Origin of the sequence: Bradyrhizobium erythrophlei (assembly GCF_900142985.1) — a bacterium.
GTDB lineage: Bacteria > Pseudomonadota > Alphaproteobacteria > Rhizobiales > Xanthobacteraceae > Bradyrhizobium > Bradyrhizobium erythrophlei_B.
This window is the reverse complement of record NZ_LT670849.1, coordinates 7,037,585-7,061,132: the sequence shown is the minus strand read 5'-3', so window position 1 is coordinate 7,061,132 and position 23,548 is coordinate 7,037,585. Positions and strand designations below refer to the sequence as shown.

Sequence of the window (23,548 nt, the reverse complement as noted above, 5' to 3'; positions counted from 1 at the left end):
CGGGCCGCGTCAGGTCACCGGTGCGGGATTGAACAGCGTGAGATCGTTGTGGATGCCCCAATGGTCCGACCAGACCTTGGTGCGGCCGCTGGCGACATCGAGGATGAGGCGGAACAGCTCCCAGCCGGTCTCTTCGATCGTCATCTCGCCGGTGGCAATGCGGCCGGCATCGAAATCGATCAGGTCTTTCCAGCGCCGCGCCAGTTCGCTGCGGGTTGCGACCTTGATGACGGGCGCTGCCGCAAGCCCGTAGGGTGTGCCGCGGCCGGTCGTGAAAACCTGCAAGGTCATGCCGGAGGCGAGCTGGAGCGTGCCGCAGATGAAATCGGACGCCGGTGTGGCCGCAAACAACATGCCCTTCTGGCGCGCCTTCTCGCCCGGTGCGAGCACGCCCGCGATCGGGCTTGAACCTGATTTGACGATCGAGCCGAGTGATTTTTCGACGATATTGGCGAGCCCACCCTTCTTGTTGCCGGGGGTGGTATTGGCGCTGCGATCGGCGCCGCCGCGGGCCAGATAGTCGTCGTACCAGGCCATCTCGCGGATCAGCGCCTGGCCCACGTCTTTGTTCACGGCGCGGCGCGTGAGCAACTGGATAGCGTCACGCACCTCCGTGACTTCGGAGAACATCACGGTTGCGCCCGCACGCACCAGCAGATCGGCGGCGAAGCCGACGGCCGGATTGGCGGTGACGCCTGAGAAAGCGTCGCTGCCGCCGCATTGCAAGCCGATGACGAGGTCTGACGCCGGGCAGGTCTCGCGGCGGCGCTGGTTCAGCACGGCCAATCGTGCCTCGGCCATGGTCACGATGCGCTCGACGATCGCGCCAAAACTGTCGAAGGCTTCGTCCTGCATCCGCACGATGGCATCGCCGAGGCCTTCGGGGACCAGCCGCTCTGGCGCGAGCTTTTCGCAGCCGAGGCCGACGACCATCACCTCGCCGCCGAAATTCGGGTTCAGCGCGATGTTTTGCAATGTCCGGATCGGTACCACGGCGTCGGGCGCCGAGATCGCAACCCCGCAGCCATAGGCGTGGGTCACCGGGATGACGTCATCGACGTTCGCGTATTTCGGCAGCAGTTCGGCACGGATGCGCTTGACGGCATATTCCAGCGTTCCCTTGACGCACTGGACCGAGGTCGAGATGCCGAGAATGTTCTTGGTGCCGACCGAGCCGTCCGGGTTGCGATAACCTTCGAAGGTGTAGCCTTCGAGCGGCGGCAACGGCTCAGGCACGGCGGTCGAGATTTCGAGTTTATCGAGCGCGGGCGCGTCGGGCATGTGAATGCGCGCTTCGTCGACCCATTCGCCGGCAAGGATGGGAGAAACGGCATAGCCGATGACTTCGCCATAGCGCAGGATAGGCGCGCCTTCCGCGATATCGACCAGCGCGGTCTTGTGCCCTTGCGGGACAAAGACGCGAAGCTCGAGGCCGCAGGCAAAACGGGAGCCGGCCGGAAGGCCAAAATCGTTGACGACGATTGCGACGTTGTCGCGCTCGTTGAGCTTGATGTAACGGGGCTGTTCGGTAACGAGTTCTCTCTTGCCCATCGTCAACTCCTGCCGGGCCAATTTGGCCGGTACCATAGGTGGTGTGCAGACGCCGTTTTATCCCGTTTTCACGCCGTCCGCAGCTTCACGCGTTCGATCTTGCCGACGATCACGAGATAGGCGAAGGCCGCCACCAGGGCATTGGCGCCGACGAAAACCAGCGCGCCGGCAAAAGAGCCGGTTGCCGCCAGGATATAGCCGATGATGATCGGGGTCGTAATGCTCGACAGGTTGCCGAAGGTGTTGAACAGGCCGCCGGAAACGCCACCGGCTTCTTTCGGCGAGGTATCGGAAACGACGGCCCAGCCCAGCGCGCCGATACCTTTTCCGAAGAAGGCGAGCGCCATGAATCCGATCACAAGCGCCTGTCCGTCGACGTAGTTGCAGGCGATGATCGTCATCGACAGCAGCATGCCGCCGACGATCGGAATCTTGCGGGCCAGCGTCAGCGAATTGGTCTTGTGCAGGATGGCGTCAGAGATGACGCCGCCAAGCACGCCGCCGATAAAGCCGCACAGCGCGGGCAGGGTGGCGACGAAACCGGCTTGCAGGATGTTCAGCCCGCGTTCCTTGACCAGATAGACCGGAAACCAGGTCAGGAAGAAATAAGTCAGCGTGTTGATGCAGAACTGACCGATATAGACACCCAGCATCATGCGATTGCACAGAAGCTGACTGATATAACTCCATTTCGGTCCGCTGTCGGGCACGCGTTCGTCTTTTGGCGCGTCAAGCTCAACGAGCGCGCCGCCTTGCCGGATGTAGTCGAGTTCAGCTTCGTTGACGCCGGGGTGATCCTTCGGTCCATACATCGTCTTGATCCAGACGAATCCGACGAGAATGCCGAGTGAACCCATGACGTAAAAGACATAACGCCAGCCGAAATCATGCGCGATCCAACCCATCAGCGGCGCAAAGATCACGGTTGCGAAATATTGGCCGGAATTGAAGAATGCAGACGCGGTGCCGCGCTCGTTGCCGGGAAACCACGCCGCCACGATACGCGCGTTGGCGGGGAAGGACGGGGCCTCGGCAAGCCCGACCAGGAGCCGCAGCAGAAACAGTACCGTGACTGCGGTAGCGCCGGTAAGGAACCCGACCAGTCCCTGCATCAGCGTGAACAACGACCAGATCAGGATGCTGAAGGCATAGACCCACTTCGAGCCGAAACGATCGAGGAGCCAACCGCCGGGGACCTGGGCCGCCACGTAGGACCAGCCGAAGGCCGAGAAGATATAGCCCATGGCGACGGGATCGAGGTTCAATTCCTTTGAGAGCGCCGTGCCCGCGATCGAAAGCGTGGCGCGATCCGCATAGTTCACGGTCGTCACCAGGAACAGCATGGTCACGATCAAGAGCCTGACGCGAGACCTCTTGGCGTCGACCGCCGACGCTGTCGTGCTGCTCATGTTTACCTCCCGGCGTTTCTTCTAGTCGGATCGTAGGACCTTTGCGGCCCGTGTTAGCCGGTCCCGAGGACCTTAGCCAGCCGGATCGCGCAGCCGGCGGTCCTGTATCAGCAATAGCGTATTTACCGTTGCGGCGACCAACACCAGCAGCAGCGTGACGGACATGATGACCTCGATATTTTGCAAGCCGATGGCTGTCATCAGGAGATAGCCGAGGCCACGCTGGGAGCCGAACATTTCACCGAGAATGGTGCCGATCAGGGTCAGCGAAAAGCCGATGCGAATCCCGGAGAAGATGTCCGGCAAAGCGGCTGGTAACAGCACCGAGCGGACGGTATCCCAGCGCGTCAGCCGCATCGCGTTTGCTGTGCGGATGAGGATCGGCGGGACGTTCCCGCACGCGGTGAGCGTGAAGATCGCGATCGGCACCACGCCATGAATGGCGCCAAACGCGATCTTGGACGGCATGCCGATGCCGAAAATCAACAGCACGATCGGGTATAGCGCGATTTTGGGTATGGAATTGCCCGCCAGCAGAAACGGTTCGAACACTTCGGCGGCCGTCCGATTCATCCCGAGTATCAGGCCGATTGCGAGCCCTGCCACGATGGCTATCGAGAGCGCGATGATGAAGGCTATGCCGGTTTCCGCGATATGACCCCAGAAGCGGGTGGTCTGGAGCAGCCTGGCGAGGTACAGGCCGGTTTCGACAGGCGGCAATAGCGCATTGCGGCCAACCAGCCAGAAGACGATCTGCCAGAGGATGAGCAGCGCCACGACCAGAGACAAGGATGGATAGCGAGCGATGGCGCGGCGCATCAGGCGCGCTCCCGGCGCGACCGCAAGACGCGCTCCCAATGGTCCAGGCTCATGTTGACGACAACGGCGATCAGAAGGATCAACAAGATCAGCGGATACATGACGTTGTTGTCGAGGTTGTCGTAGGCGAAGCGGATCTCGTAGCCGAGGCCGGTGTTGGACATGATGAACTCGGCACCGATGACGCCGATAAAGGCATAGGCGATCGCCAGTTTGACGCCGGTGAATAAATAAGGCGCGGCGTAGGGCAGCGTGACGCTGCGGACGGTTGCGATTGGCCCGAGCTGCAAGACGCGGGCGGTCTTGCCGAGCACGGGAGGAACGCTGTCGAGCCCGGCCAACGTGCTGACGATCATCGATACCACTGCCAGCATGAAGCCGATGGTCACCTGCGGCGCGTCACCGAGGCCGAACACCACGATAAACAGCGGGTAGAACGCATAGATCGGAATGGCGTAGTAGGTGGAGAACAGGGGCTCCAGCAGCGTGCGTAGCGTGCCGGCGCGATGAAGCGCAGCGCCGGCGATGGTTCCGACCGTTACCGCCAGCGCGATTGCGAGGCCGACATTGGTCAGCGTCTTGACGATCGCCGCGTTGAAAGTCCCGTGCGTAAGAACTCCCCATAGACCCAGCGCGATCAGGCTTGGGGCCGGCAAGGTCAGCGGCGGAATAACATGGCTTCGGCAAAGTATTTCGAGCGATGCCATGGGCAGCGTGATCGCGAGACACCTGTAGAAGAGAATGCGCATGTCAGGCCGGATCCGGCCGCAGCGCCTGCAGCGATTGCGTGCGCAACAGAGCCCACAAGCGGCCGGTGATCGCGCCGAATTCGGGGGCAGATACGATTCGGCTGTCGCGGTCGCGCGCCCAACCGGTTTCAATGACTTCCATGATCCGGCCTGGCCGCGCCGACATCACGGCGACACGGTCCGCCAGCATGGCCGCTTCATCCAGCGCGTGGGTGATCAATAGAACCGTTGCATTGGTCGCCCGCCAGATGCGGAGTAGTTCATCCCCCATCAAGAGCCGGGTCTGTTGATCCAATGCGCCGAAGGGTTCATCGAGCAGGATCAGGCGCGGCTGCATCACCAGCGTCCGCGCGATGCAAACGCGCTGGCGCATGCCGCCGGACAATTGAGCCGGAAATGCGCGCGCGAAATCGTTCAGGCCCATCAGTTGCAGCGCGTATTGCAATCGCCGTTCGATCTCCGTCTGCTCGATCGGCTGCCGGCGAAGGCCGAACGTGATGTTGTCGGCCACATTGAGCCAGGGAAAGCAGGCATTCTCCTGAAACACGACGCCGATGCCATCGGGGACGCTGGCCCCGATCGGCCGATTTTCGAAGATCACCGTGCCACTGGAAGGCGGGGCAAGCGCGGCCATGATGTCGAGCAGGGTTGACTTGCCGCAGCCCGATGGGCCTACCACGGCAAAGAACTCACCCTGACGAAGTTCGAGGTCGACAGGACCGAGCGCATCGATCGACCCGAGCTTGGATTGGAAGGTCTTGGTGACGTCACGCAACGCGACGTGGATCGGATGCGGATCGGCCACTAGAGCTCCGATTCTGAAGTTCGCAAGCGATTGCGGCGACCTCTGATGCGAACTTCAGAATCAAAGGAGCTCTAGCAACTTACTGATTCTAGTGCGGCCGTAAATTTGAAGTTCCTATGACGTAATTGCCGCGATCCCGATAGGAACTTCAAATTTGCCGCACTAGTAGTCTTTCCTCAGATCGTCGGCGAGGAAACTGCGGTCGATCATCTTTTCCCAATTCGGTGCACCCGAATAGGCGCCGACACTGCGCTGGGCCGCGATCATGCCGTCCATCCCCTTGATGTCGAAGCGACCGGTTCCCCAATATGGAATGGTGGTGCCGGGTGCCATGGCGGTGAGGTTGTGCACGGCCTGGCGTGCGATGGTCGGGTCGAGGTCGTAGACCTTGGCGACGATGTCACCGGCCTCGTCGGGATGGGAATACATGAATTCGACAGCCTTGCGCCGGGCCCGCAACACCGCGCGCAGGAAGTCACCGTGTTCGGCAATGGCTTTGCCGGTCGCAACCCCGATCACGTTGCATAGCGGAGGCAGCGTGTCGGTCGCGCGAACGACGATGCGTAGCTTGGCGCTGTTCTTCGACCAGACTGGATCGGCAAGCGTTGCAACGTCGATGGCGCCGATATCGAGGGCGACGACCTGTTCGCCAAAGCCGCCGACCTTGGTCGGGGTCACGTCGGCCTGGGTGAGACCAATGGTCTGCATGAGCAGCACATTGAGCGCTTGGCTGGTCGAGCGTGGATTGGTGTAGCCGATCTTGTGGCCCTTGAAGTCCGCAAGCGCCTTGATCGGCGATTTCGGTTTCACCGCCCAGACGAATTCGCCGACGGTCAGCACGTTGTCGCTGATGATATGAAGGTCGTTGCCTTGCTCGATCGCCGTCACTGTACCGGCGAGGTCGACCTCGCCATAGCTCAAATTGCCACCTAGCAGGTTGCGGATCGTGGTGCCGCCGCCATTGGACGAGAGAATGCCGGTGACGTCGGCGCCTTCCTCCTTGAAGAATCCTTTCTCCATGGCGACCGCATACGGCATGCCGTTGGCGGCGACGCCATAATTGCTGACGACGATCTGCTCTGCCCGGACATTACTTGCGAAAACGAGGGCGGCAAAGGCCGCGCCAAACGTCAGGCCTCGTCGCATCCTCATCATGGCGCGCCTCCCTGCTGGCCGTCTATGGCGGCCTTATCTTTGTGACGGGCGCGGTTGTTGTCCGCGCCCGTCCGTCCGTTATTTCAGGGCATTTTCGTCACGCGTAACCGGAACTGCAAGGGCTGACGAGGCGCAGACCTCAATTTCCGGATATCTACTTTGGCTCGAATGAATCGCCATCCGGGCGCCGCCCGGCGGCGCGGCCGAGGGCAAATTGACCAACGGGCCCTTCGATGGCGAAGTCCAATCCGGTCATCCGCGCGAACCGGTCGATATTGTTGGTGCCGATCGCGCAGCCGCCGAGGCCGAGGTCCGTCGCCGCCAGATAGAGGGTTTGCGTCAGCACGCCGACGTCCTTGAGGATCAGCGAATAGGCGACCGAACTGTATTTCCAGGTGACGCGGCCGAACCGCGCCGCAATGACGATCAAGACTTGCGGTGCGTTTGAGGCGCCAATGGCAAATTCCGCGTCGTAAAGCTGCGCCTCAAGGTCGGCTGGGCGGGCTTCGATCGGCGTCAATGCATGTCGATCCGCGTCGTAGTGGTAGAATCCGCGAGATAGTCCCTCGCATTTGTGGACCGCAAGATAGAGCTCCAACTCATAGGCTGCGCCCGCCGAAGGATAGGGGCGGGAAGCGTACGAAACGTCCGGGCCTTGCCCGTCTTCTATATCGGCGGGCGCCGTCCACTTGCCGCGAACCCGCCCAGCGGACTGCAGAAAAGCTCCCAGTTCGGCCAAGGTGATAGGATGCTCGTCGTCAAAGTCGCGCACAGATTGTCGGGCGTTGAGCAGCGCTGCAAAGGGAGAGGGCGGCGGCGAGCCCGGGCTATTCAGTTCGATCGCCTGTCCCGGCCATGGCGGCCGCACGGCGGGCAGCGGCGTCATGAGACGGGAATAAGTGTAGAGGCCTCCCAACGGATTGGCCTGACGTCCCTCGGTGCTGCGGGTGTGAAACAGAAGATCGTGAAAATCCCACAGCACGAGGTTCGGATCGCCTTCCGATGGGCGTGCGCCATCGATATCGGCGGCCTTCAGCTTGAACAGGATCTGGCAGTCTACAAGCAGTCCCAAAACCTCCAGCCCCGGAAAGTCGCGTTCCTTTCGATACTGGCCGATCTTCTGCGGTTGCGAGAGTGCGGCAAGCGCCGCAGCTATTTTCGGATCGGCAATCCTGAACAGGGCGCTGGCTCGCGGCGATTCCAGCACCATCTCCTTGCCGCGCCGTCGCAGATAGGCAAATCGCGACAGCGCGATCGTATCGGTGTTGGCGACTTTCGAGATTTGCGGCCGGTAATCTGCAATCTGCGGCTCGATCACGACGCTGGCCTGACCGCAGCGCGCTGGTCCGAGGCGGTATTCCAGAAGACCGCTTCGTGCCAATCGCCGGACCAGGAGGTTGATCTCCGTGTCGGCGGCGCGGCTGCTCGCAATCGAAGCCAGCGGCAGCCCGGTACGGAGCTCGGCGATACGCTTCGAAATAGCCGGCGCGAACTTGCCCAGACCTTGCGTATACCCTTCAAAACGCACAACGACGTTGCCGTCCGCCTGTGCCTCTAGCACGACGTGTTTAACCACGTGGGCGGTGAGGACCGGCGTCGCCGTCTTGCGGCCGCTGGCTTTTTTCTTCGGCGTGGCCAAGGCGAATGCGTCCCGCTAGCTGTGAGGCAGGTATTGCGTCAGTTCACTTTCCGTTATCGGCGTGTCGCGCAGGCCGAGCTTGACGGGAACATCATAGAGGCGCCCCGGCCCAAAGCGGCGATAGAAGTGTCGTAAGCCGGGAACGATCACACGTACGACGGATGTTTCGACGTCCGGCCTCGTCTGGTCGAGGACGAGAAAATCGAGGCCCGCGCGCCGGGCGATCTCGACACAAGCATCGACCTGTTTGCGGGTGTCGTCGAGAAGCCCGAATTTAGAACCCTTGATGATCGGCGCGGCAGGACGACCGTTTGGCACCAGGAACGGATAATTTTTCAACTCCAGCGGCGTGACGTTGTCGAGGCTCGGCTTTTCGCCTGTCCCACCGTTCATCAGCCCAATCGAAAGAAACTGGTTGAGTTCAGTCAAGGTACGCAACAATGCGATACGGCTGTCGAAATGCGCGCCGGAGCCGAACTCGATGTTTTCGTGCCCGTCCTGCATCCAGTGCACCATCGCGACGTAGGTCGGGACGCCGAGATCGCTGGTGATATCGAGCACCCAAAGCTTGCGGCCGCGGTCGTTCAACTGGCTTCGCAAGTCCTGAACGTAGGAATCGTCGAACTGGCTGAGGTCCAGTTCCTCGCGCGGCGAGCGGTTGTACCACCAGATAGCATAGGCATCGCGCTCCACGAGCTCGAGGAAGCCCTGGACGATCGCCTCCTGAAGGGTGTTGCCGGCGGCGCAGCCGTTAGAATCCGCGGCGTAGTGCCCCGGACCGCCACCGTAGAAAAAGTACAGCATGCTAGTCGGCAGATAGCGGAAACGCTGGTCGCGCAGCGACCAGGCGGGTGACCACTCCATCTTAGCCGACGGGTCAAAGCGGTCAGGGACAGGATGAGAGTCGTCAGGCTCTGCCTCGGGCGATCGATATTGCGCGTCGCTGAAGAGCAGCACATCTTCGGGATTAAGGGCTTCCCCGGCTTCAAAATCGGTGAAGCGTTTGCTGATCCGGACTTCGTCGCTCTGGAAAATACCGGAATAGCGTTCGATCGCCTCCATCAGCGCGCTGGCCTCCGCCTGCTCGGCGGTCGAACCCTTGCCGAAGCTTCCGCCGGCGAGTCCCTCCCTGAGCATGTCGACATTCATCGCCGGTCCGGAGAAGTTGTGGTTCGCAAAAAAATTCGTATTCAGAGGAAGGTCGGCCTCGATCCGCTCCAGTTTTTTGACGACGCCGGTCAGCGGACTGACATGCTTGCGAAAGCGCGCTACCGTCGCGCGCGGCGACACCGAGCGGAATCCGCCACTGGTCATCGTCAGCTTGAGCCCGGCGCCAAGTTCGATCGGGGTCGGCCGGCGTCGCGGATCCCGCAGCTTCTTGTTGCCGCAGGTCGGGCACTGCGGGCGATGCGCGACGTAGTGTTTGACCGTAGTCGAACCCAGCAAATCGTGACTGATGATGTGGTTGTTCAGGTCGGTGCGAAAACCGCTGGCGATCGCCTTGGCGACTTCGAGCGCAGCGAACGGAATCGCACCCTGACCGAGCGGACTGTGCATCAGCGGCGACGAGGCGACAGCTTGTGCGTCGGTGCGGTCGAGGAATCCCTTGATCTCGCGATTTCGGATCATGCGGTCGAACAAACATGTCCAGCACGGACCCTTGCCCGGATTGAAGGCCGGTCCGACCAGGGGAAAGGCGCCGGACGGCTGAGCCAGCAGCCATGGCGTGCCGTCCGACACATGCTGCTTGTTCAGTTCGGCAAGTCTTGGTTCGAGATAATCGTTGGCGAGTGTGATCGTCAGGTCGGCCGCGCCGCGGCCGATAACGACATGGACTCCCAATTCGGCAAGTGCCTTGGTGAATTCCTTGGCGCCCTGAACGTCGACGGCCTCGACGCGCACGCGGCAGTTGGCGAGGTTCTGTTCGGCCATGCCCGGCGGCAGGCCAAGGCTCGCCCAATAGGCGGCCTGAACCGTGTTCGATGTGGGAGAAGCTTCGACGATATAGCGGCGTTCGATCAGGCGCTTGAGGGCTTCTTCGACCTTCTCGGGCGGAAAACGTTTTCCGAACTCGACCGCAAGCTGTTGCAGGCTTTTTCCACCCTTGCCGATCGCCGTGGCCAGCTCGCAATAAAGCTCACCATGCAGGAAGAATTTGCGGTCTTCGGAATAGAAGCAAACCTGATCGGGCGGTAGTACGTAGACCGTGAAATTGGGAGCGAACTGCGCGATGTCTTTCGCGGCGCGGCGGCTGGAAGCGGCCTTGCGCTTTGGCTTGGATGGAACGGTCTTGCGTTTGGCTTTCATGAATCAGCACACGGAGCTTGCCTGCCAGGCCGGCCTGCGGAGTTTCTCGCGGATCGGGAGCATCCCTTGATCCAGCCGGCGTCAGGAGGTCTTTTAGCGAGGCGGGAATTCGGCGTCATCGTCATTTGTGAGCGAGCACGGGCGCGGCGACGCTCACCTGACGTACACATGAATAGGCCGGGTCGACATTGTCGAACCCGGCCACGATTATTCGCGTTGATCACGCGACGAGAGTGACCTCGGTTAGCACCAGGGCCGGCAACCGCCCCAGGAGAGACACCAGCCGCCGCCGCAGCCGCCGCAGCCGCCGCATCCACGGCATCCACGACCGCAACCACGACCACCGCAACCACGACCACCGCAACCACGACCGCATCCGCAGCCGCGCGCGAGCTGAATGTTACCGTCCTTTGCGGCAGCAGTGCTTTCCTTGTCGAAGACGTAGAACGTGGCGAGGCTCACATCGGCGATTTCTTCTTCGCCGAGCGTGATCTGTTGATTGGGAGAATAGTTTGTTGCTTGCGTCGCATCGTTGGCGGGCACTGCTGCCGCCGACGCACCGCCCACCATCGAAAACGTCAAGCCAGCTGCGCCCAGCGCGGGCAAAGCGGCCTTAACACGCTTCTTCGTTGCCATTATTCAAATCCTCCATTTTCTCGCTAGCGGTTCGAGTAGAATAACTTTACTGCATGGGTTGGTCGCCCGCAAGCTGAGGAAGGTTCACGAGAACCTCAGAGTCCCTGTTCTTGCAAAGATTTCACGTTTATGAACCGTGCTTGAATGGCTGTTTATTCAGGCTTCGTTCATCATCTGCAATGTTGGAAAAACCTTCTCCGGCTTTCAGAAAACCCGAGCTGCGTGCAGAGCAACATCAGCGCCTCCTCGCTGCGTTATGTCCACAATCGGACGTTGGTCATCCCTGATCTTGCATCGACGTCGAGGGGCCGGTAGGGCTGAACTGTTATGGTTTTTGCAGGAGCGAAGGAGACGCCGATTTGAACATCGATCCTGCATATTTCACCTGGTACGAGCTGCTCACCACCGATATGGCCGCGGCTACTAAATTCTACCGCGATGTGGTCGGCTGGAGTGCGCTGCCCTCGTCGACGTCGCGGGTGCCCTACACGCTGTTCAAGGCCGGTGATCACGCCACGGCAGGTCTGCTGGAGCTGCCGCCGGAGGGCCTGAAAATGGGCGCGCGGCCAAGATGGATGGGCTATGTCGGCGTAAAGCACGTCGATGCCGCGGCCGATCAAATCAGGCGGCTCGGCGGTGCGGTCTACGTGCCGCCCACCGACAGTAATATCGGCCGCATTTCGGTTGTCACTGACTCAGAAGGCGCTTTGTTTGCGGTGATTGGTCAGCCGCAGGTCGCAGTGCAACAACCGGAGGATTCAGCAAAGCCAGGCCGCTTCGGCTGGAACGAGCTTTTCGCAACCGATTTGCAGAAGCAAAGCACTTTCTACCGCGAGGTTTTAGCCTGGCAGCGAGACGACACCGAGGATCGTTTCGCCAACGCCTATCTGACTTTCTCGGCGGGCGGACAAATCGTCGCCGGCGCACTCAAGAACAGCGACCCAACGCCTCCGTTCTGGCTGTTCTACGTTAACGTTGAGGACATCGATGCCGCGGTCGAGCGTGTGAGCGCGGCAGGCGGCCGGGCTGGATACAACGACGCGGAGTTACCCGGCGGGGTAAGGATCGCCTATTGCAGCGATCCGCAAGGCGCGACATTTGCCCTTCAGGGCAAACGAAGCCACAAGCAACAGGTCGGCTGGACCACGGAATGGCAGGAATTTTCTTCGCGCGGCCAGCTGGTCGCGCCGAAGTCGCCTGCGAAAAAGTAGGGCGCGGGGCGACCAGCCATCAGGCCGGTTTCGGCGCCGGCGCCTTGATCGGCTTGTCCTGCCGTTTCGACCAGGAGATGTAATAGGCGACCACCGTCATGATCGCGATGCCGGTCACGCTGACGAAGAGCTGCGCGAAGAACGACCCCGAACTCATCATCAGCTCGAAATGTCCGACAAAGGACAGGAAGACCCCGACGCAGAATACCGCGAGCGATTGTTGTCCGCACACGATCACCGGATCAAATACCTTCCACTCCAGCCCGGGCCAATCCTTGGGCAGAAAGCGGACCACGAGGACAACGATGACGATGAAATGCACGAAGCGGTAGGGCGCGAGGTTAGTCTTGTCGTTGGGGTTGAAAGCGGAATAGAGCCAGTCAGGAAGCACCGCGCCAAAGTCTGGAAATTTTCCGGCCATGGTCATCACGAGTGCAAACAGCAAATAGGCGATGCACAGATAGAGCGCGATGCTGGAATTGATCAGCCAGCGCGCTCGTTCGGTCCTGGTCCCGCCGAGTGCGCACCACGAGCCGAACACGAAAAGCACCTGCCAGCAATACGGATTGAAGTACCATGTCCCGGCGGGATAGGCCTGAAAATTCCAGCTGAAATGGCGGGCGACCAGCCACAGCACGATCGAGGCGATCATCGTCAGGTTCGGCTGCCTCAACATCATCCAGAGAACCGGCGGAAAGAATCCCATCAGGACGATGTAGAGCGGCAGCACGTCCAGATTCACCGGCTTGAACTTGAGGATCAACCCCTGGCGCAGCGTCTCGGTCGCCTGGTCGACAAGGCCCGCGACGTTGAACTCATTGATGATCTCGGAATCGCCGAAGCGCAGCGCCAGATAGCTGATCGCGGCGATGTAGATGACGAACAAAATGATGTGGGCGACGTAGAGCTGCCAGACCCGCTTGGTCAAACGGGTGGCGCCGACGATAAAGCCGCGCTCCAGCATCATCCGTGCGTAGACGAACGAAGCCGTGTAACCCGAAATGAAGACGAAGAGGTCGGCGGCATCGCTGAAGCCGTAATTCCGCGTCGTGACCCAATTCACGACATTGTCCGGAATGTGATCGAGAAAAATCGCCCAGTTGGCGACTCCGCGGAACAGATCGAGACGAAGGTCGCGTCCTTTTTCCGGCAAGGTGGCGTTGATTTTCATGGGTGCCGTCTTCGGTGCATCGGTTCAAAGGGGTGGCGGGAAATCGATCTATAGCGCGGCTAGATTGTCACCGGACGACATAATGAATATACCATTCCGGCAGATCTTTACATCAAAGGCCGGAGAATCAGCGACTCCCGGCTGTTCCGATTGCTCAATCTACTTCGCGAAAGGGTCCGACCGTCAATGACCGCCCACATTTTTAAGCCCGCCAAAAATGCGATGCAATCCGGCAAGGCCAAGACCAGGGATTGGCAGCTCGACTACGAGCCGGAGCAGCCGCGTGTCGTCGAGCCTTTGATGGGCTGGACCAGCTCGGGCGATATGAAGCAGCAGGTCACGCTGCGCTTTGAGACCAAGGAAGAGGCGGTGGCCTACTGCGAGCGCGAGGGCATCCCGTACCAGGTGCTCGAACCGAAGGAGTCGATGCATCGGCAGGTGGCCTACGCGGACAATTTTGCGTTCCGCCGCGGCGAGCCTTGGACTCACTAGAGACATCGGATCGGCAGGCAAAAACAGAGAGGCGCGGCCCTGCCATCGCCGCGCATCAACAAGCGCATCAATGTGGCATGTTAACTACCTGATTTGGCGATAATTTCTGGTAAATCGTGCGAATAGGCCGTTTTGCTGGTTGCACAAGCCGCCAGCACGATGACACGATGTCAGGCTCCTGCGGCGCAGATCGCGGCGCCCTCACTTGACCGAAAGCCATGCCGCTCCATTCCAGTATCGATCCCGCCTCATCCGACTTTGCTCGCAATACCGAGGTGATGCGGACGCTGGTCGCCGAGCTTCGCGACAAGCTCGCTTCTGTGGCCGGTGGCGGCGGTGAGGCTGCGCGAAAGCGCCACACGGCCCGCGGCAAGATGCTGGCACGTGAGCGCGTCGATCTCCTGATCGATCCCGGCACGGCCTTTCTCGAACTGTCGCCGCTGGCGGCCCACGATCTCTACGGCGGTGACGTGCATTCGGCGAGCATCGTCACGGGGGTGGGGCGGATCTCGGGGCGCGAATGTGTCGTTGTCGCCAACGATGCCACCATCAAGGGCGGCACCTACTATCCAATGACCGTGAAGAAGCACCTGCGGGCGCAGGATGTCGCCCGGCAGAACAATCTTCCCTGCGTCTACATGGTCGATTCCGGTGGCGCGTTTCTGCCGCAGCAGGACGAGATTTTTCCCGACGAACGGCATTTCGGCCGCATCTTCTACAACCAGGCGCAAATGTCGTCGCTCGGTATTCCGCAGATCGCGATCGTGATGGGTTCGTGCACGGCCGGCGGCGCCTACGTTCCGGCGATGTCGGATGAGAGCATCATCGTGCGCAACCAAGGCACGATTTTCCTCGGCGGCCCGCCACTGGTGAAGGCCGCCACCGGCGAGGTCGTGACGGCGGAAGAACTCGGCGGTGCGGATGTTCATTCGCGCCAATCGGGTGTGACCGATCACTACGCCCAGAACGACTCACATGCGATCGGGATCGCGCGTCGGATCGTCGCCACACTGAAGCCGCCGGCGAGGGCGCAACTCAACATGCGTGAGGCGCGCGAGCCGCTGTTTGCGGCAGAGGAGATTTACGGCGTGGTCTCCGCCGACGGCCGCAAGCCATTCGACGTGCGCGACATCATTGCCAGGCTGGTCGATGGTTCAGAATTCGACGAGTTCAAGAAGCTCTATGGCCAGACATTGGTTTGCGGCTTCGCGCATATCTGGGGTTATCCGGTCGGCATCATCGCCAATAACGGCATCCTCTTTAGCGAGAGTTCGCTGAAGGGCGCGCACTTCATCGAGCTGTGTTGCCAGCGAAACATTCCGCTGGTGTTCCTGCAAAACATCACAGGATTCATGGTCGGCAAGAAGTACGAGGCTGGCGGCATCGCGCGTGACGGCGCCAAGCTGGTGACGGCGGTTGCTACAGCGGGCGTTCCGAAATTCACCGTTGTCATCGGCGGTTCTTATGGCGCAGGAAATTACGGCATGTGCGGCCGCGCCTATAGCCCGCGCTTCCTCTGGATGTGGCCCAATGCGCGCATCTCGGTCATGGGCGGCGAGCAGGCCTCAATGGTCCTGAGCCAGGTCCGGCGCGACAATATCGAGGCCAAGGGCGAGAGCTGGTCGGCGGAGGAAGAGGCGAAATTTCAGGCGCCGATCCGCGCGCAATATGAGAAGCAGGGTAGCCCGTATTACGCGACCGCGCGCCTTTGGGACGACGGCGTGATCGATCCCGCCGATACCAGGCTGGTGCTGGGGCTCGGCCTTTCAGCCTCGACCAACGCGCCGATCGAGCCGACGAAGTTCGGCCTGTTCAGGATGTGATGATGGACCGGTCGAAGCTTTACCGGCGATTTCATACGCTTCTGATCGCCAATCGCGGCGAGATTGCGGTGCGCGTGATCCGCACCGCCAAGGCAATGGGTCTGCGCACCGTCGCTGTCTATTCGGAAGCCGACCGTGGTGCGTTGCATGTCGCGATGGCGGACGAAGCGGTGCTGCTCGGGCCGTCGCGGGCGCGCGACAGCTATCTCAACATCGAGCGGGTAATTGAAGCCGCGCGCCGAAGCGGCGCGGAAGCCATCCATCCCGGCTATGGGTTTCTGTCGGAGAATGCCGATTTCGCCAAGGCGTGCCTCGATGCCGGGTTGATTTTTGTCGGACCCACTGCCGAGATGATGCAGGCAATGGGCTCGAAGTCGGGTTCAAAGCTGCTGATGGAAAAAGCCGGCGTGCCGCTGGTACCCGGCTATCACGGCGAGGCGCAGGACGATGCGACGCTCGCCAAGGCGGCGGCAAAAATTGGCTTCCCGGTTCTGGTGAAGGCATCGGCCGGCGGCGGCGGGCGCGGGATGCGCATCGTGCGCAAGGCCGATGAACTCCCGGCATCGGTCGAAAGCGCCAAGCGGGAGGCCAAGGCAGCCTTCGGCGACGACCGCCTGTTGATCGAAAAACTGGTCCAGAATCCGCGCCACATCGAGGTCCAGGTGATTGGTGACAGCCACGGTAATCTGCTGTCGCTGTTCGAGCGCGAATGTACGCTTCAGCGCCGGCACCAGAAGGTGATCGAGGAGGCGCCGTCGCCGACGCTGAACGCAGCCCAGCGTGATGCGGTCTGCGCGGCCGCACGCAAGGCGGCAGGCGCCGTCAGTTATGTCGGCGCGGGCACGATCGAGTTTGTCTCCGACGGCAAGGACGTGTTCTTCATCGAAATGAACACGCGGCTGCAAGTCGAACATCCCGTGACCGAACTGATCACGGGTGTCGACCTGGTCGAATGGCAGTTGCTGATCGCCTCGGGCGAAAAGCTGCCGATGACCCAAGATCAAATCACGCTTCACGGCCACGCTATCGAGGCGCGGGTTTATGCGGAAAATCCGGGCAAGAATTTCATGCCGTCGGTCGGCACGATCCGGAGCTGGAACATCCCCGAACAAGCCGCGGGCTTGCGGATCGATGCCGGCTATCGCGCGGGCGATACCGTCTCGCCGCATTACGATGCCATGCTGGCCAAGTTGATCGCGTGGGCGCCGACGCGTGATGGCGCGATCGACCGGCTTACGCATGCGCTTTCCGAATCCGACGTGCGGGGTGTCGTCACCAACATCCCGTTCTTGACCGCGCTGGTCGGCCATCCCGCGGTGCGCGCCAACGTAATCGATACCGGCTTTATCGAGCGAGAACTCGATCATCTCACGGCCGCCCCGAAACCGCCGGGCGATCTCGAATTCGCGGCGGCCGTTGCCGCGGTCCTTCAACAGGAAGCCACAGCCGCCGGTGGTGTTGCAAGATCTCCCTGGGGAGCGGCTGGCTGGATGCCGGTTGGCCGCCGTCAGCGGGTGTTTACGTTCCGGCAAGGCCAGGGAGGCGAGCAAAAGGTCGGTTTGCACTACGGCAAGGGGCCCGTGACGCTCTCGGTTGGCGGTCGCGAGATCGGCTTTGCTGTCGCGCCCGGCCTGACTCGGGGGATCGATGTCACGCTGGACGGGATCAAATCCCACGTTCAGGCGATCGTGGAGGGTCACGAACTCTACGTTCGAACACGCAACGGTCGGTTTGAGCTACATTGGGTCGATCCATTTGGCGGTGACGACGAGGAACAGGTCGGCGAGGACCGGATCGTGGCGCCGTTGCCGGGAACGGTCGTGGCGATCCTGGCGGAGGTCGGCGCGAAACTCGAGAAGGGCGCGCCAATCCTGACGCTGGAAGTCATGAAGATGGAGCAGACGTTGCGCGCGCCGTTTGCGGGCGTTCTGAAAGCGATCAAGTGCAAGGTCGGCGATATCGTCGGAGAGGGCGTCGAACTGGCCGAGATCGAGCCGGCGGGTGAACGGCCATGAGCGAGCAGGTGCGCATCGTCGAAGTCGGCCCGCGTGACGGCCTTCAGAACGAGAAGACGCCGGTCGGCGTGGAAGAGCGCGTCGCCTTTATCGAGGCGCTGCTTGCCGCGGGCCTTCACACGGTCGAGATCGGGGCCTTCGTTTCGCCGAAGGCGATTCCGCAAATGGTCGGCTCGGACGAGGTGCTGCGGCGCTTCAGTTCCCGCACCGATGGCGAATTTCACGTGTTGGTGCCCAACGAGAAGGGTTATGAGGCCGCGCGCGCCGCTAGCGCCAAGGTCATTGCGGTGTTCGCTTCGGCCTCCGAAGGCTTTTCACGCGCCAATATCAATTGCTCGGTTGCCGAATCGATCGAGCGCTTCAAGCCGGTCGTGGCGCGCGCGAAGTCGGACGGCATCGAGGTGCGCGGCTATGTCTCCTGCGTTCTCGGCTGTCCCTATGACGGCGAGATCAAGCCGCAGGCGGTGATCGACGTCGCAAAAATCCTCTGGGATCTCGGCTGCTATGAGATTTCGCTCGGCGACACCATCGGCGTCGGTACGCCGATGAAGGCGCGCGAACTGCTGCGTGCCGTAGCTGGCCATGTGCCGATGGCGAGCCTCGCGATGCACTTTCACGACACCTACGGCCAGGCGCTCGCCAATCTTTACGCCGGGATGGAAGAGGGTGCGCGCGTGATCGATTCCGCGGCCGGCGGTCTTGGCGGGTGCCCCTATGCGCCGGGCGCCACCGGCAACGTTGCGACCGAGGACGTCGTCTACATGCTGGAAGGCATGGGTATCGCTACCGGCGTCGATATGGCGAAGCTGGTGGAAGCGACCAACGAGATCAGCAAGTTAATTGGCCGGCCGCCGCTAAGCCGGGTCGCGGCTGCGCTGAATGCGAGGAAGCGCGGCCGATAGGGCTAGGACCGATTTTCGTTGGTGTTCGATGAAAATCACATTCAATGGGGCTAACTTGTCGATCGGCTCGGTAGAAGAGCTCAATAGCGCTCTTGATTGCCTTGATCGCGAAGCGCAGTTCGAATTTTGGATCTGGGCCGAGGCTGGCCCATCGATGTGCATGCTCCGCAACGGAGAGCATGGTTGGCTCATGTACCTTCACTTTTGCGGCGACCGGGGTCTGGTGACGAAGGGTAGTCAGGGCGGGCAGGGGACCTGCACGTACAAGCTCTCGAACGGACAGATCGACGAGTATCCCCTATCGCTGTGCATCAGCTTGGAGCAATGCTACAAGGCTATCGCGTACTTCTTCGTCAACAATGGTGCGCGATACGACGCGGCGACCTGGCAAGTCGGGTAAGGCTCAGATCGTCGTCACTTGCTTCCGTCCGGCCCCATCACAAGATCGGGCAGCCAGGTCGAGATTCCCGGCACGAAGCACAGGATCAGGACCGCCAGCATCATCAATAGCACGAAAGGCAGCGTGCCGAAAATGACGTCGCGCAGCGGAATGTCGGGTGCAACGTTGCGGATGACGAAAATATTCAGCCCGACCGGCGGGTGAATGAGCCCCATCTCCATCACGATGGTCATGATGATGCCGAACCAGATGATGTCGAAATTGGCGGCACGAAGCGGTGGCAGGATGATCGGCGCCGTCATCAGGATGATCGACACCGGCGGCAGGAAGAAGCCGAGTACGACGACCATGACCAGGATCGCCAACAGCAACTCCCAACGCGGCAGATGCATCGCGACGATGGATTCGGCCGCCGACTGCGAGATGTGAAGATAGCTCATCACGTAGGAATAGAGCAACGACATGCCGATGATCATCATCAGCATGGTGGATTCGCGGATCGTCGAGGTCAGGATCGGCGCGAGATCCGAAGGCCGCCACACGCTATAGATGACGGCGATCAGCCCCAGCGCGAGCAGGCCGCCGAGGCCGGCGGTTTCCGACGGCGTGGCATAGCCGCCGTAAAGCGCGATCATCACGCCGGTCAGCAGCAGCACAAACGGCAGAACGCGCGGCAATGAGCTGAAGCGTTCTGCCATGGTGAATTCGTCATGGACCAGGATTGCAGATTCCACGCCGCTCTTGTCGTAGGCTGCGCTGGCAGCAGCGTATTCCTTGCGGAAGCGCATCACCGCATAGACGCCGAACAGGCTCACCAGGAGCAGGCCGGGCCCGATACCGGCCAGGAACAGCCGCCCGAGCGATTTTTCCGAAGCGACCGCAAACAGGATCATGGTGATCGAGGGCGGCAGCAGAATCCCGAGCGTGCCGCCGGCGGCGATGATTCCGGCCGCGAAGCCGCCGGAATAACCGCGCTTGCGCATTTCGGGAATGCCGGCCGAGCCGATCGCCGAACAGGTCGCGGGCGAGGAGCCGGCCATGGCAGCGAACAAGGCGCAGGCAAATACGTTGGCGACGCCGAGGCCACCGGGGACGCGATGCAGCCAGGCATGGAGCGCCGAATAGAGGTCTTGACCCGCGCGGGACTTGCCGATCGCAGCGCCCTTGAGGATGAACAGCGGGATCGACAACAGCGTAATCGAAGCCATTTCCTCGTACACGTTCTGCGTTACGGTATCGAGCGAGGCGGCGGGCATGTAGATACCCATGAACACCAGCGCCACGGCGCCGAGCGCGAAAGCGATCGGCATGCCGGAAAACATCGCAAACAGCGTCGCGAGGCCGTAGGAAATACCAATTCCGAAAACCGTCATCGGCGGGCGGCTCCCGCAATCGGTGCGATGAGCTGCAACAGGATTTGCACGCACAGAAGCGTCATGCCGAGGGCCATCAGACCATAGGGAATGTCGAGCGGCGGCGACCACATCGAATTCGAAACCTGACCATCGTCCCAGGCCTCATAGGTCAGCGTCCACGACTTCCAGGCAAAGAACGCGCAGAAAGCCAGGCTTGCGAGATCGACCAGCCACAGCCGGATGCGGTTGGCGAATGGCGACATCAGCCCGACAAAGGCCTCGATGCCGATATGGCCGCGCTGGTGCTGGACCCAGGCCGAGGTCATGAAGGTGGCGCCCACCAAAAGGAAGACGGCGGCCTCGTCCTGCCAGTAATTCGGAGATTGAAACAGCGCGCGCCCAAGCACGCTGTAGCTGAGGACGCCGCAGGCCCCGATCAGCGCAAGAGAGGCGAGAACGAGAATGATGCGGTTGCACAAGGCGAGCGCATATTCGAGCGCCGCAACCAGCGGAGCGCTGGTCGCGGCGGCGATCGGACTGGTTCGATCCGGTAGCGGACCGTGCATCATGCTGAGACGTCGGAAGCGAGTTTCAGCAGCTTGGCGGCGGTCGCGGTCTTGGCGCCGTAGTCCTTCCACGCGGTGTCGCGGGCAATGTCGCGCCACTTGTTCACCGTGGCGGCGTCGAGCTCGCTGACCTTGGCTCCGGCCTTGGCGTAGACCTTGGCCACCTCCGTATCGTCCTCCTGCGCGCCATTGCGGCCGAAGACTTCCATCTCCTGGCCCAGCGCCACGATAGTATCCTGATGGTTTTTCGGCAGGCCATCGAAAATCGACTTCGACATCAAGAGCGGCTCAAGCATGAACCAGTAGGAAGCCTTCGCGCCCGAGGTCAGTGATTTCGCGACCTCTTCGAGCCGGAACGAAATCAGGCTGGTGGAGGATGTGATGCCGGCGTCGCAGGCGCCGGTCTGCATCGCGGCGTAGAGTTCGTTCGAGGGCACCGATAGCACCGCGGCGCCCGCCGTCTGCAACACCATGTCCATCTCGCGCGAGCCACCGCGGACCTTGAGGCCCTTGGCGTCTTCCGGCGCCACGATCGCCCGCGAACGGCTGGCTACACCGCCGGCCTGCCAGACCCAACTCAGGATGATGATGCCCTTGTCGGCGAGGAAATCCGAAAGCGCCTTGCCGACCGCGTTCTTCTTCCAGTTCATGCCCTGGTCATAGGTTGAGACCAGGCCCGGCATCAGCGCGATATTGGTCTCCGGCAGTTCGCCGCCGGCATAGGGCAAGGGGTAAAGGCTGATGTCGAGCGCGCCCTTGCGCATAGCGGAGAACTGCGCGTTGGTCTTTATCAGCGAGGAATTCGGATAGACCTCGGCGGTAATCTCGCCACCAGTCCGCTTAGCCAGTTCGGCACCAAATTTGCGGCAAAGCCGGTCGCGGAAGTCGCCACTGTCGATGGAGCCGCCCGGAAACTGATGCGAAATCTTCAAGGTCGTGGCGGCGTGTGCCGTGCCGATCCCGAAGCGCAGGACGGCAGGCGCTGCAAGCGTGGATGCAAGGATGTGGCGACGCGTGTACATGTTAACCCTCCCTGGGCGGTGCTGGGGCGATTTCTCGGAATCTTTCGGACGGAGCTGAGGCGTAGGGCATCCTAACTCGTCTCTTTCCCGGCGAATCTTGTCGAAAAGTATGAGAAGAGCAGGCGTGCATATTGGTGCGCTGCAAACTGTGGCAAAATTGCTGGGGCCGTCTGCTTATTTCAAATTTTACGAAAGAAACAGCCGACGCCACGCCCGAATGCGTGTCACAGCGCAAAACTTTTTTCAATGCCGCGTAACGAAGGCCGGTACGGCAGCGTCGTTACAATGGCGGCCTATGTCGCCGATTAACCGTTTTCCAGGTCTTCCAAGAAGGAATCCCACTATGACCATCAACACCCGTATTGCGCTTGGACTTTCCGCTGCGGCGCTGTCGCTCAGCCTGGCGCTTGCCCCCGCCTTCGCCGCGGACGACATGAAGAAGGACGACGGCATGAAGAAGGACACGATGTCCAAGGACGGCATGAAGAAAGATGACGGCATGATGAAAAAGGACACGATGTCCAAGGACGGCATGAAGAAAGATGACGGCATGATGAAGAAGGACAAGTAACTTCGGGCGTCTCGCCTGCCGGCAGGCTCGCCCGAGCAGGGTGGGCCTGCCGCGTTTCCTGAAAGCCCGCCGCTGCGCACGCGTCCGTGTGGCCCGATGACGCACCACCGGTCTATCTCGCGGGGGCGCCGTAACGGCGATCGGCCCGAGAGCGTCCAATGCATGGATGGCCTGATTCCCCGAAATGATCTTCGGAGCAATGACCGTGCGCTTGCCTTTCGCGCTACAGCTTTTCGCGACCGTCCTTTTGCTGGGGCCGGTACCCGCATCGGCGCAAGACGCGATGCAGCTCGACACGGCGTTCAGGGACTCGTTGCTGCGCAAACCAGCATCCGACGGACAGGCGGCGTATCAACAAGAGCGAGACCGAGACGTGAGCAAGGCGCGACTGATCAATTCGCGGTCCTCGCGAAACCGGTCGTCACGCTCTCGTTGAGGCAGCCTCAAGGGGGCAGCGACTTCTTCAATTCCAGCTTGATCCCGGAGGTGTCGGCCACAACTTCTGGCGCGACGCTCCAGGCCGCTATCACGACTATCATCAGCAGGGTTGCAAGGGCCAATGCGCTGACGCTTGCCGCGAGGTAAGTTTTCGACGCTTTGTACATAGAACGCTCACGCTGTGATCCTCCCCAGGGCAGCGACTAACTGCGTCACCGAGTCGCTGGGCAAGTTCGTGGCAGGCGAGCGGCTATTTTCCGGCTTGTTTCCGCTGCAGGCAAGGCAACGAAATCCGAGATCGATGCGAGTTCCGACAAGGAACTGGCCCCAGCGTGGGGGGAACGCCGGGGCCATTGTGGGGTGTATCAGGGGGGACTAATACGCCGGGATAACACCGGCGAACGACGGTCGTTCCCCGCGCTCAGGTGGCGAAGTGTGCGACAAAAGCGGCCATGCCGAACGAAAACACGCATGCGGCCACCATCGACCAGAAGGCAATTGCAATCGGTTTT

General features: G+C 61.3%; 21 protein-coding genes. 7 read left to right on the top strand and 14 right to left on the bottom strand.

From position 1 onward, the window contains the following. Positions 1-9 precede the first annotated feature (9 nt). From garD to BUA38_RS37750, 9 genes are all read right to left on the bottom strand, one after another. Complete coding sequence (gene garD / locus BUA38_RS33985) at positions 10-1,551, bottom strand: galactarate dehydratase (RefSeq protein WP_072825025.1); 1,542 nt, start codon at positions 1,549-1,551, stop codon at positions 10-12. Positions 1,552-1,619: 68 nt separating this feature from the next. Next, entirely contained in the window at positions 1,620-2,960 is a 1,341-nt protein-coding gene (locus tag BUA38_RS33980; protein ID WP_072825024.1) for an MFS transporter, read from the bottom strand. 72 nt (positions 2,961-3,032) lie between these two features. After that, positions 3,033-3,779 carry an ABC transporter permease gene (locus BUA38_RS33975; RefSeq protein WP_072826642.1) on the bottom strand — a complete coding sequence of 249 codons (747 nt, stop codon included), beginning with the start codon at positions 3,777-3,779 and terminating at the stop codon, positions 3,033-3,035. Then, positions 3,779-4,528, bottom strand: a complete 750-nt coding sequence (locus BUA38_RS33970) for an ABC transporter permease (RefSeq protein WP_072825022.1) — start codon at positions 4,526-4,528, stop codon at positions 3,779-3,781. Before BUA38_RS33970 ends, BUA38_RS33975 begins: the two co-directional genes overlap by 1 nt. 1 nt (position 4,529) lies before the next feature. Next, complete coding sequence (locus tag BUA38_RS33965) at positions 4,530-5,333, bottom strand: ABC transporter ATP-binding protein (RefSeq protein ID WP_244553131.1); 804 nt, start codon at positions 5,331-5,333, stop codon at positions 4,530-4,532. 162 nt (positions 5,334-5,495) lie between these two features. Beyond that, complete coding sequence (locus BUA38_RS33960) at positions 5,496-6,488, bottom strand: ABC transporter substrate-binding protein (RefSeq protein ID WP_072825018.1); 993 nt, start codon at positions 6,486-6,488, stop codon at positions 5,496-5,498. A gap of 154 nt (positions 6,489-6,642) precedes the next feature. Continuing rightward, positions 6,643-8,127 carry a SagB/ThcOx family dehydrogenase gene (locus BUA38_RS33955; protein ID WP_156898858.1) on the bottom strand — a complete coding sequence of 495 codons (1,485 nt, stop codon included), beginning with the start codon at positions 8,125-8,127 and terminating at the stop codon, positions 6,643-6,645. 15 nt (positions 8,128-8,142) lie between these two features. Beyond that, a complete protein-coding gene (locus tag BUA38_RS33950; RefSeq protein ID WP_072825016.1) occupies positions 8,143-10,434 on the bottom strand; it encodes a TOMM precursor leader peptide-binding protein in 2,292 nt (763 codons plus the stop codon). A 243-nt stretch (positions 10,435-10,677) separates the two neighbouring features. Then, positions 10,678-11,070 (bottom strand): hypothetical protein, encoded by a 393-nt coding sequence (locus BUA38_RS37750; protein WP_072825014.1) that lies wholly within the window; start codon positions 11,068-11,070, stop codon positions 10,678-10,680. Between the two features lie 359 nt (positions 11,071-11,429). On the opposite strand from BUA38_RS37750, the gene BUA38_RS33940 reads away from it, so the two are divergent. Further along, positions 11,430-12,281 (top strand): VOC family protein, encoded by an 852-nt coding sequence (locus BUA38_RS33940; protein WP_072825012.1) that lies wholly within the window; start codon positions 11,430-11,432, stop codon positions 12,279-12,281. Positions 12,282-12,300: 19 nt separating this feature from the next. Here the strand turns inward: BUA38_RS33940 and BUA38_RS33935 are convergent, their stop codons facing one another. Then, positions 12,301-13,452 carry an OpgC domain-containing protein gene (locus BUA38_RS33935; RefSeq protein WP_072825010.1) on the bottom strand — a complete coding sequence of 384 codons (1,152 nt, stop codon included), beginning with the start codon at positions 13,450-13,452 and terminating at the stop codon, positions 12,301-12,303. A 186-nt stretch (positions 13,453-13,638) separates the two neighbouring features. Between BUA38_RS33935 and BUA38_RS33930 the strand changes: the two genes are divergently transcribed. The 5 genes from BUA38_RS33930 (at position 13,639) to BUA38_RS33910 (ending at position 19,084) form a co-directional block, all read left to right on the top strand. After that, complete coding sequence (locus BUA38_RS33930) at positions 13,639-13,944, top strand: ETC complex I subunit (RefSeq protein WP_072825007.1); 306 nt, start codon at positions 13,639-13,641, stop codon at positions 13,942-13,944. 218 nt (positions 13,945-14,162) lie between these two features. Further along, positions 14,163-15,767: a carboxyl transferase domain-containing protein gene (locus tag BUA38_RS33925; protein WP_072825005.1), complete on the top strand. Its 1,605-nt coding sequence runs from the start codon at positions 14,163-14,165 to the stop codon at positions 15,765-15,767. Between the two features lie 2 nt (positions 15,768-15,769). Beyond that, entirely contained in the window at positions 15,770-17,782 is a 2,013-nt protein-coding gene (locus BUA38_RS33920) for an acetyl-CoA carboxylase biotin carboxylase subunit (RefSeq protein ID WP_072825003.1), read from the top strand. After that, positions 17,779-18,684 carry a hydroxymethylglutaryl-CoA lyase gene (locus BUA38_RS33915; protein ID WP_072825001.1) on the top strand — a complete coding sequence of 302 codons (906 nt, stop codon included), beginning with the start codon at positions 17,779-17,781 and terminating at the stop codon, positions 18,682-18,684. Before BUA38_RS33920 ends, BUA38_RS33915 begins: the two co-directional genes overlap by 4 nt. A 28-nt stretch (positions 18,685-18,712) precedes the next feature. After that, positions 18,713-19,084, top strand: a complete 372-nt coding sequence (locus BUA38_RS33910) for a hypothetical protein (RefSeq protein ID WP_072824999.1) — start codon at positions 18,713-18,715, stop codon at positions 19,082-19,084. Between the two features lie 14 nt (positions 19,085-19,098). Here the strand turns inward: BUA38_RS33910 and BUA38_RS33905 are convergent, their stop codons facing one another. Genes BUA38_RS33905 through dctP form a run of 3 tightly spaced genes read right to left on the bottom strand, consistent with a single transcriptional unit; the run spans position 19,099 to position 22,027 of the window. Beyond that, entirely contained in the window at positions 19,099-20,457 is a 1,359-nt protein-coding gene (locus BUA38_RS33905; RefSeq protein ID WP_072824997.1) for a TRAP transporter large permease, read from the bottom strand. Then, positions 20,454-21,008, bottom strand: coding sequence for a TRAP transporter small permease (locus BUA38_RS33900; protein ID WP_072824995.1), 555 nt, complete (start codon positions 21,006-21,008; stop codon positions 20,454-20,456). The genes BUA38_RS33905 and BUA38_RS33900 overlap by 4 nt, the downstream gene beginning before the upstream one ends. Continuing rightward, positions 21,005-22,027: a TRAP transporter substrate-binding protein DctP gene (dctP, locus tag BUA38_RS33895; RefSeq protein WP_072824993.1), complete on the bottom strand. Its 1,023-nt coding sequence runs from the start codon at positions 22,025-22,027 to the stop codon at positions 21,005-21,007. The genes BUA38_RS33900 and dctP overlap by 4 nt, the downstream gene beginning before the upstream one ends. Before the next feature lie 343 nt (positions 22,028-22,370). On the opposite strand from dctP, the gene BUA38_RS33890 reads away from it, so the two are divergent. Continuing rightward, positions 22,371-22,598: a pentapeptide MXKDX repeat protein gene (locus BUA38_RS33890; RefSeq protein WP_072824991.1), complete on the top strand. Its 228-nt coding sequence runs from the start codon at positions 22,371-22,373 to the stop codon at positions 22,596-22,598. Positions 22,599-23,041: 443 nt separating this feature from the next. Here BUA38_RS33890 and BUA38_RS37335 read toward each other — a convergent pair whose 3' ends face one another. Then, a complete protein-coding gene (locus tag BUA38_RS37335; RefSeq protein ID WP_156898857.1) occupies positions 23,042-23,203 on the bottom strand; it encodes a hypothetical protein in 162 nt (53 codons plus the stop codon). Between the last annotated feature and the right edge of the window lie 345 nt (positions 23,204-23,548).

Coding starts and splice junctions, on each gene's coding strand:
- BUA38_RS33930 (WP_072825007.1), top strand. CDS start 13,639: ATGACCGCCCACATTTTTAAGCCCGCCAAAAATGCGATGCAATCCGGC.
- BUA38_RS33915 (WP_072825001.1), top strand. CDS start 17,779: ATGAGCGAGCAGGTGCGCATCGTCGAAGTCGGCCCGCGTGACGGCCTT.
- BUA38_RS33970 (WP_072825022.1), bottom strand. CDS start 4,528: ATGCGCATTCTCTTCTACAGGTGTCTCGCGATCACGCTGCCCATGGCA.
- BUA38_RS33910 (WP_072824999.1), top strand. CDS start 18,713: ATGAAAATCACATTCAATGGGGCTAACTTGTCGATCGGCTCGGTAGAA.
- BUA38_RS33900 (WP_072824995.1), bottom strand. CDS start 21,008: ATGATGCACGGTCCGCTACCGGATCGAACCAGTCCGATCGCCGCCGCG.
- BUA38_RS33905 (WP_072824997.1), bottom strand. CDS start 20,457: ATGACGGTTTTCGGAATTGGTATTTCCTACGGCCTCGCGACGCTGTTT.
- BUA38_RS33925 (WP_072825005.1), top strand. CDS start 14,163: ATGCCGCTCCATTCCAGTATCGATCCCGCCTCATCCGACTTTGCTCGC.
- BUA38_RS37335 (WP_156898857.1), bottom strand. CDS start 23,203: ATGTACAAAGCGTCGAAAACTTACCTCGCGGCAAGCGTCAGCGCATTG.
- BUA38_RS33980 (WP_072825024.1), bottom strand. CDS start 2,960: ATGAGCAGCACGACAGCGTCGGCGGTCGACGCCAAGAGGTCTCGCGTC.
- BUA38_RS33920 (WP_072825003.1), top strand. CDS start 15,770: ATGGACCGGTCGAAGCTTTACCGGCGATTTCATACGCTTCTGATCGCC.
- BUA38_RS37750 (WP_072825014.1), bottom strand. CDS start 11,070: ATGGCAACGAAGAAGCGTGTTAAGGCCGCTTTGCCCGCGCTGGGCGCA.
- BUA38_RS33960 (WP_072825018.1), bottom strand. CDS start 6,488: ATGATGAGGATGCGACGAGGCCTGACGTTTGGCGCGGCCTTTGCCGCC.
- BUA38_RS33935 (WP_072825010.1), bottom strand. CDS start 13,452: ATGAAAATCAACGCCACCTTGCCGGAAAAAGGACGCGACCTTCGTCTC.
- BUA38_RS33950 (WP_072825016.1), bottom strand. CDS start 10,434: ATGAAAGCCAAACGCAAGACCGTTCCATCCAAGCCAAAGCGCAAGGCC.
- BUA38_RS33975 (WP_072826642.1), bottom strand. CDS start 3,779: ATGCGCCGCGCCATCGCTCGCTATCCATCCTTGTCTCTGGTCGTGGCG.
- dctP (WP_072824993.1), bottom strand. CDS start 22,027: ATGTACACGCGTCGCCACATCCTTGCATCCACGCTTGCAGCGCCTGCC.
- garD (WP_072825025.1), bottom strand. CDS start 1,551: ATGGGCAAGAGAGAACTCGTTACCGAACAGCCCCGTTACATCAAGCTC.
- BUA38_RS33890 (WP_072824991.1), top strand. CDS start 22,371: ATGACCATCAACACCCGTATTGCGCTTGGACTTTCCGCTGCGGCGCTG.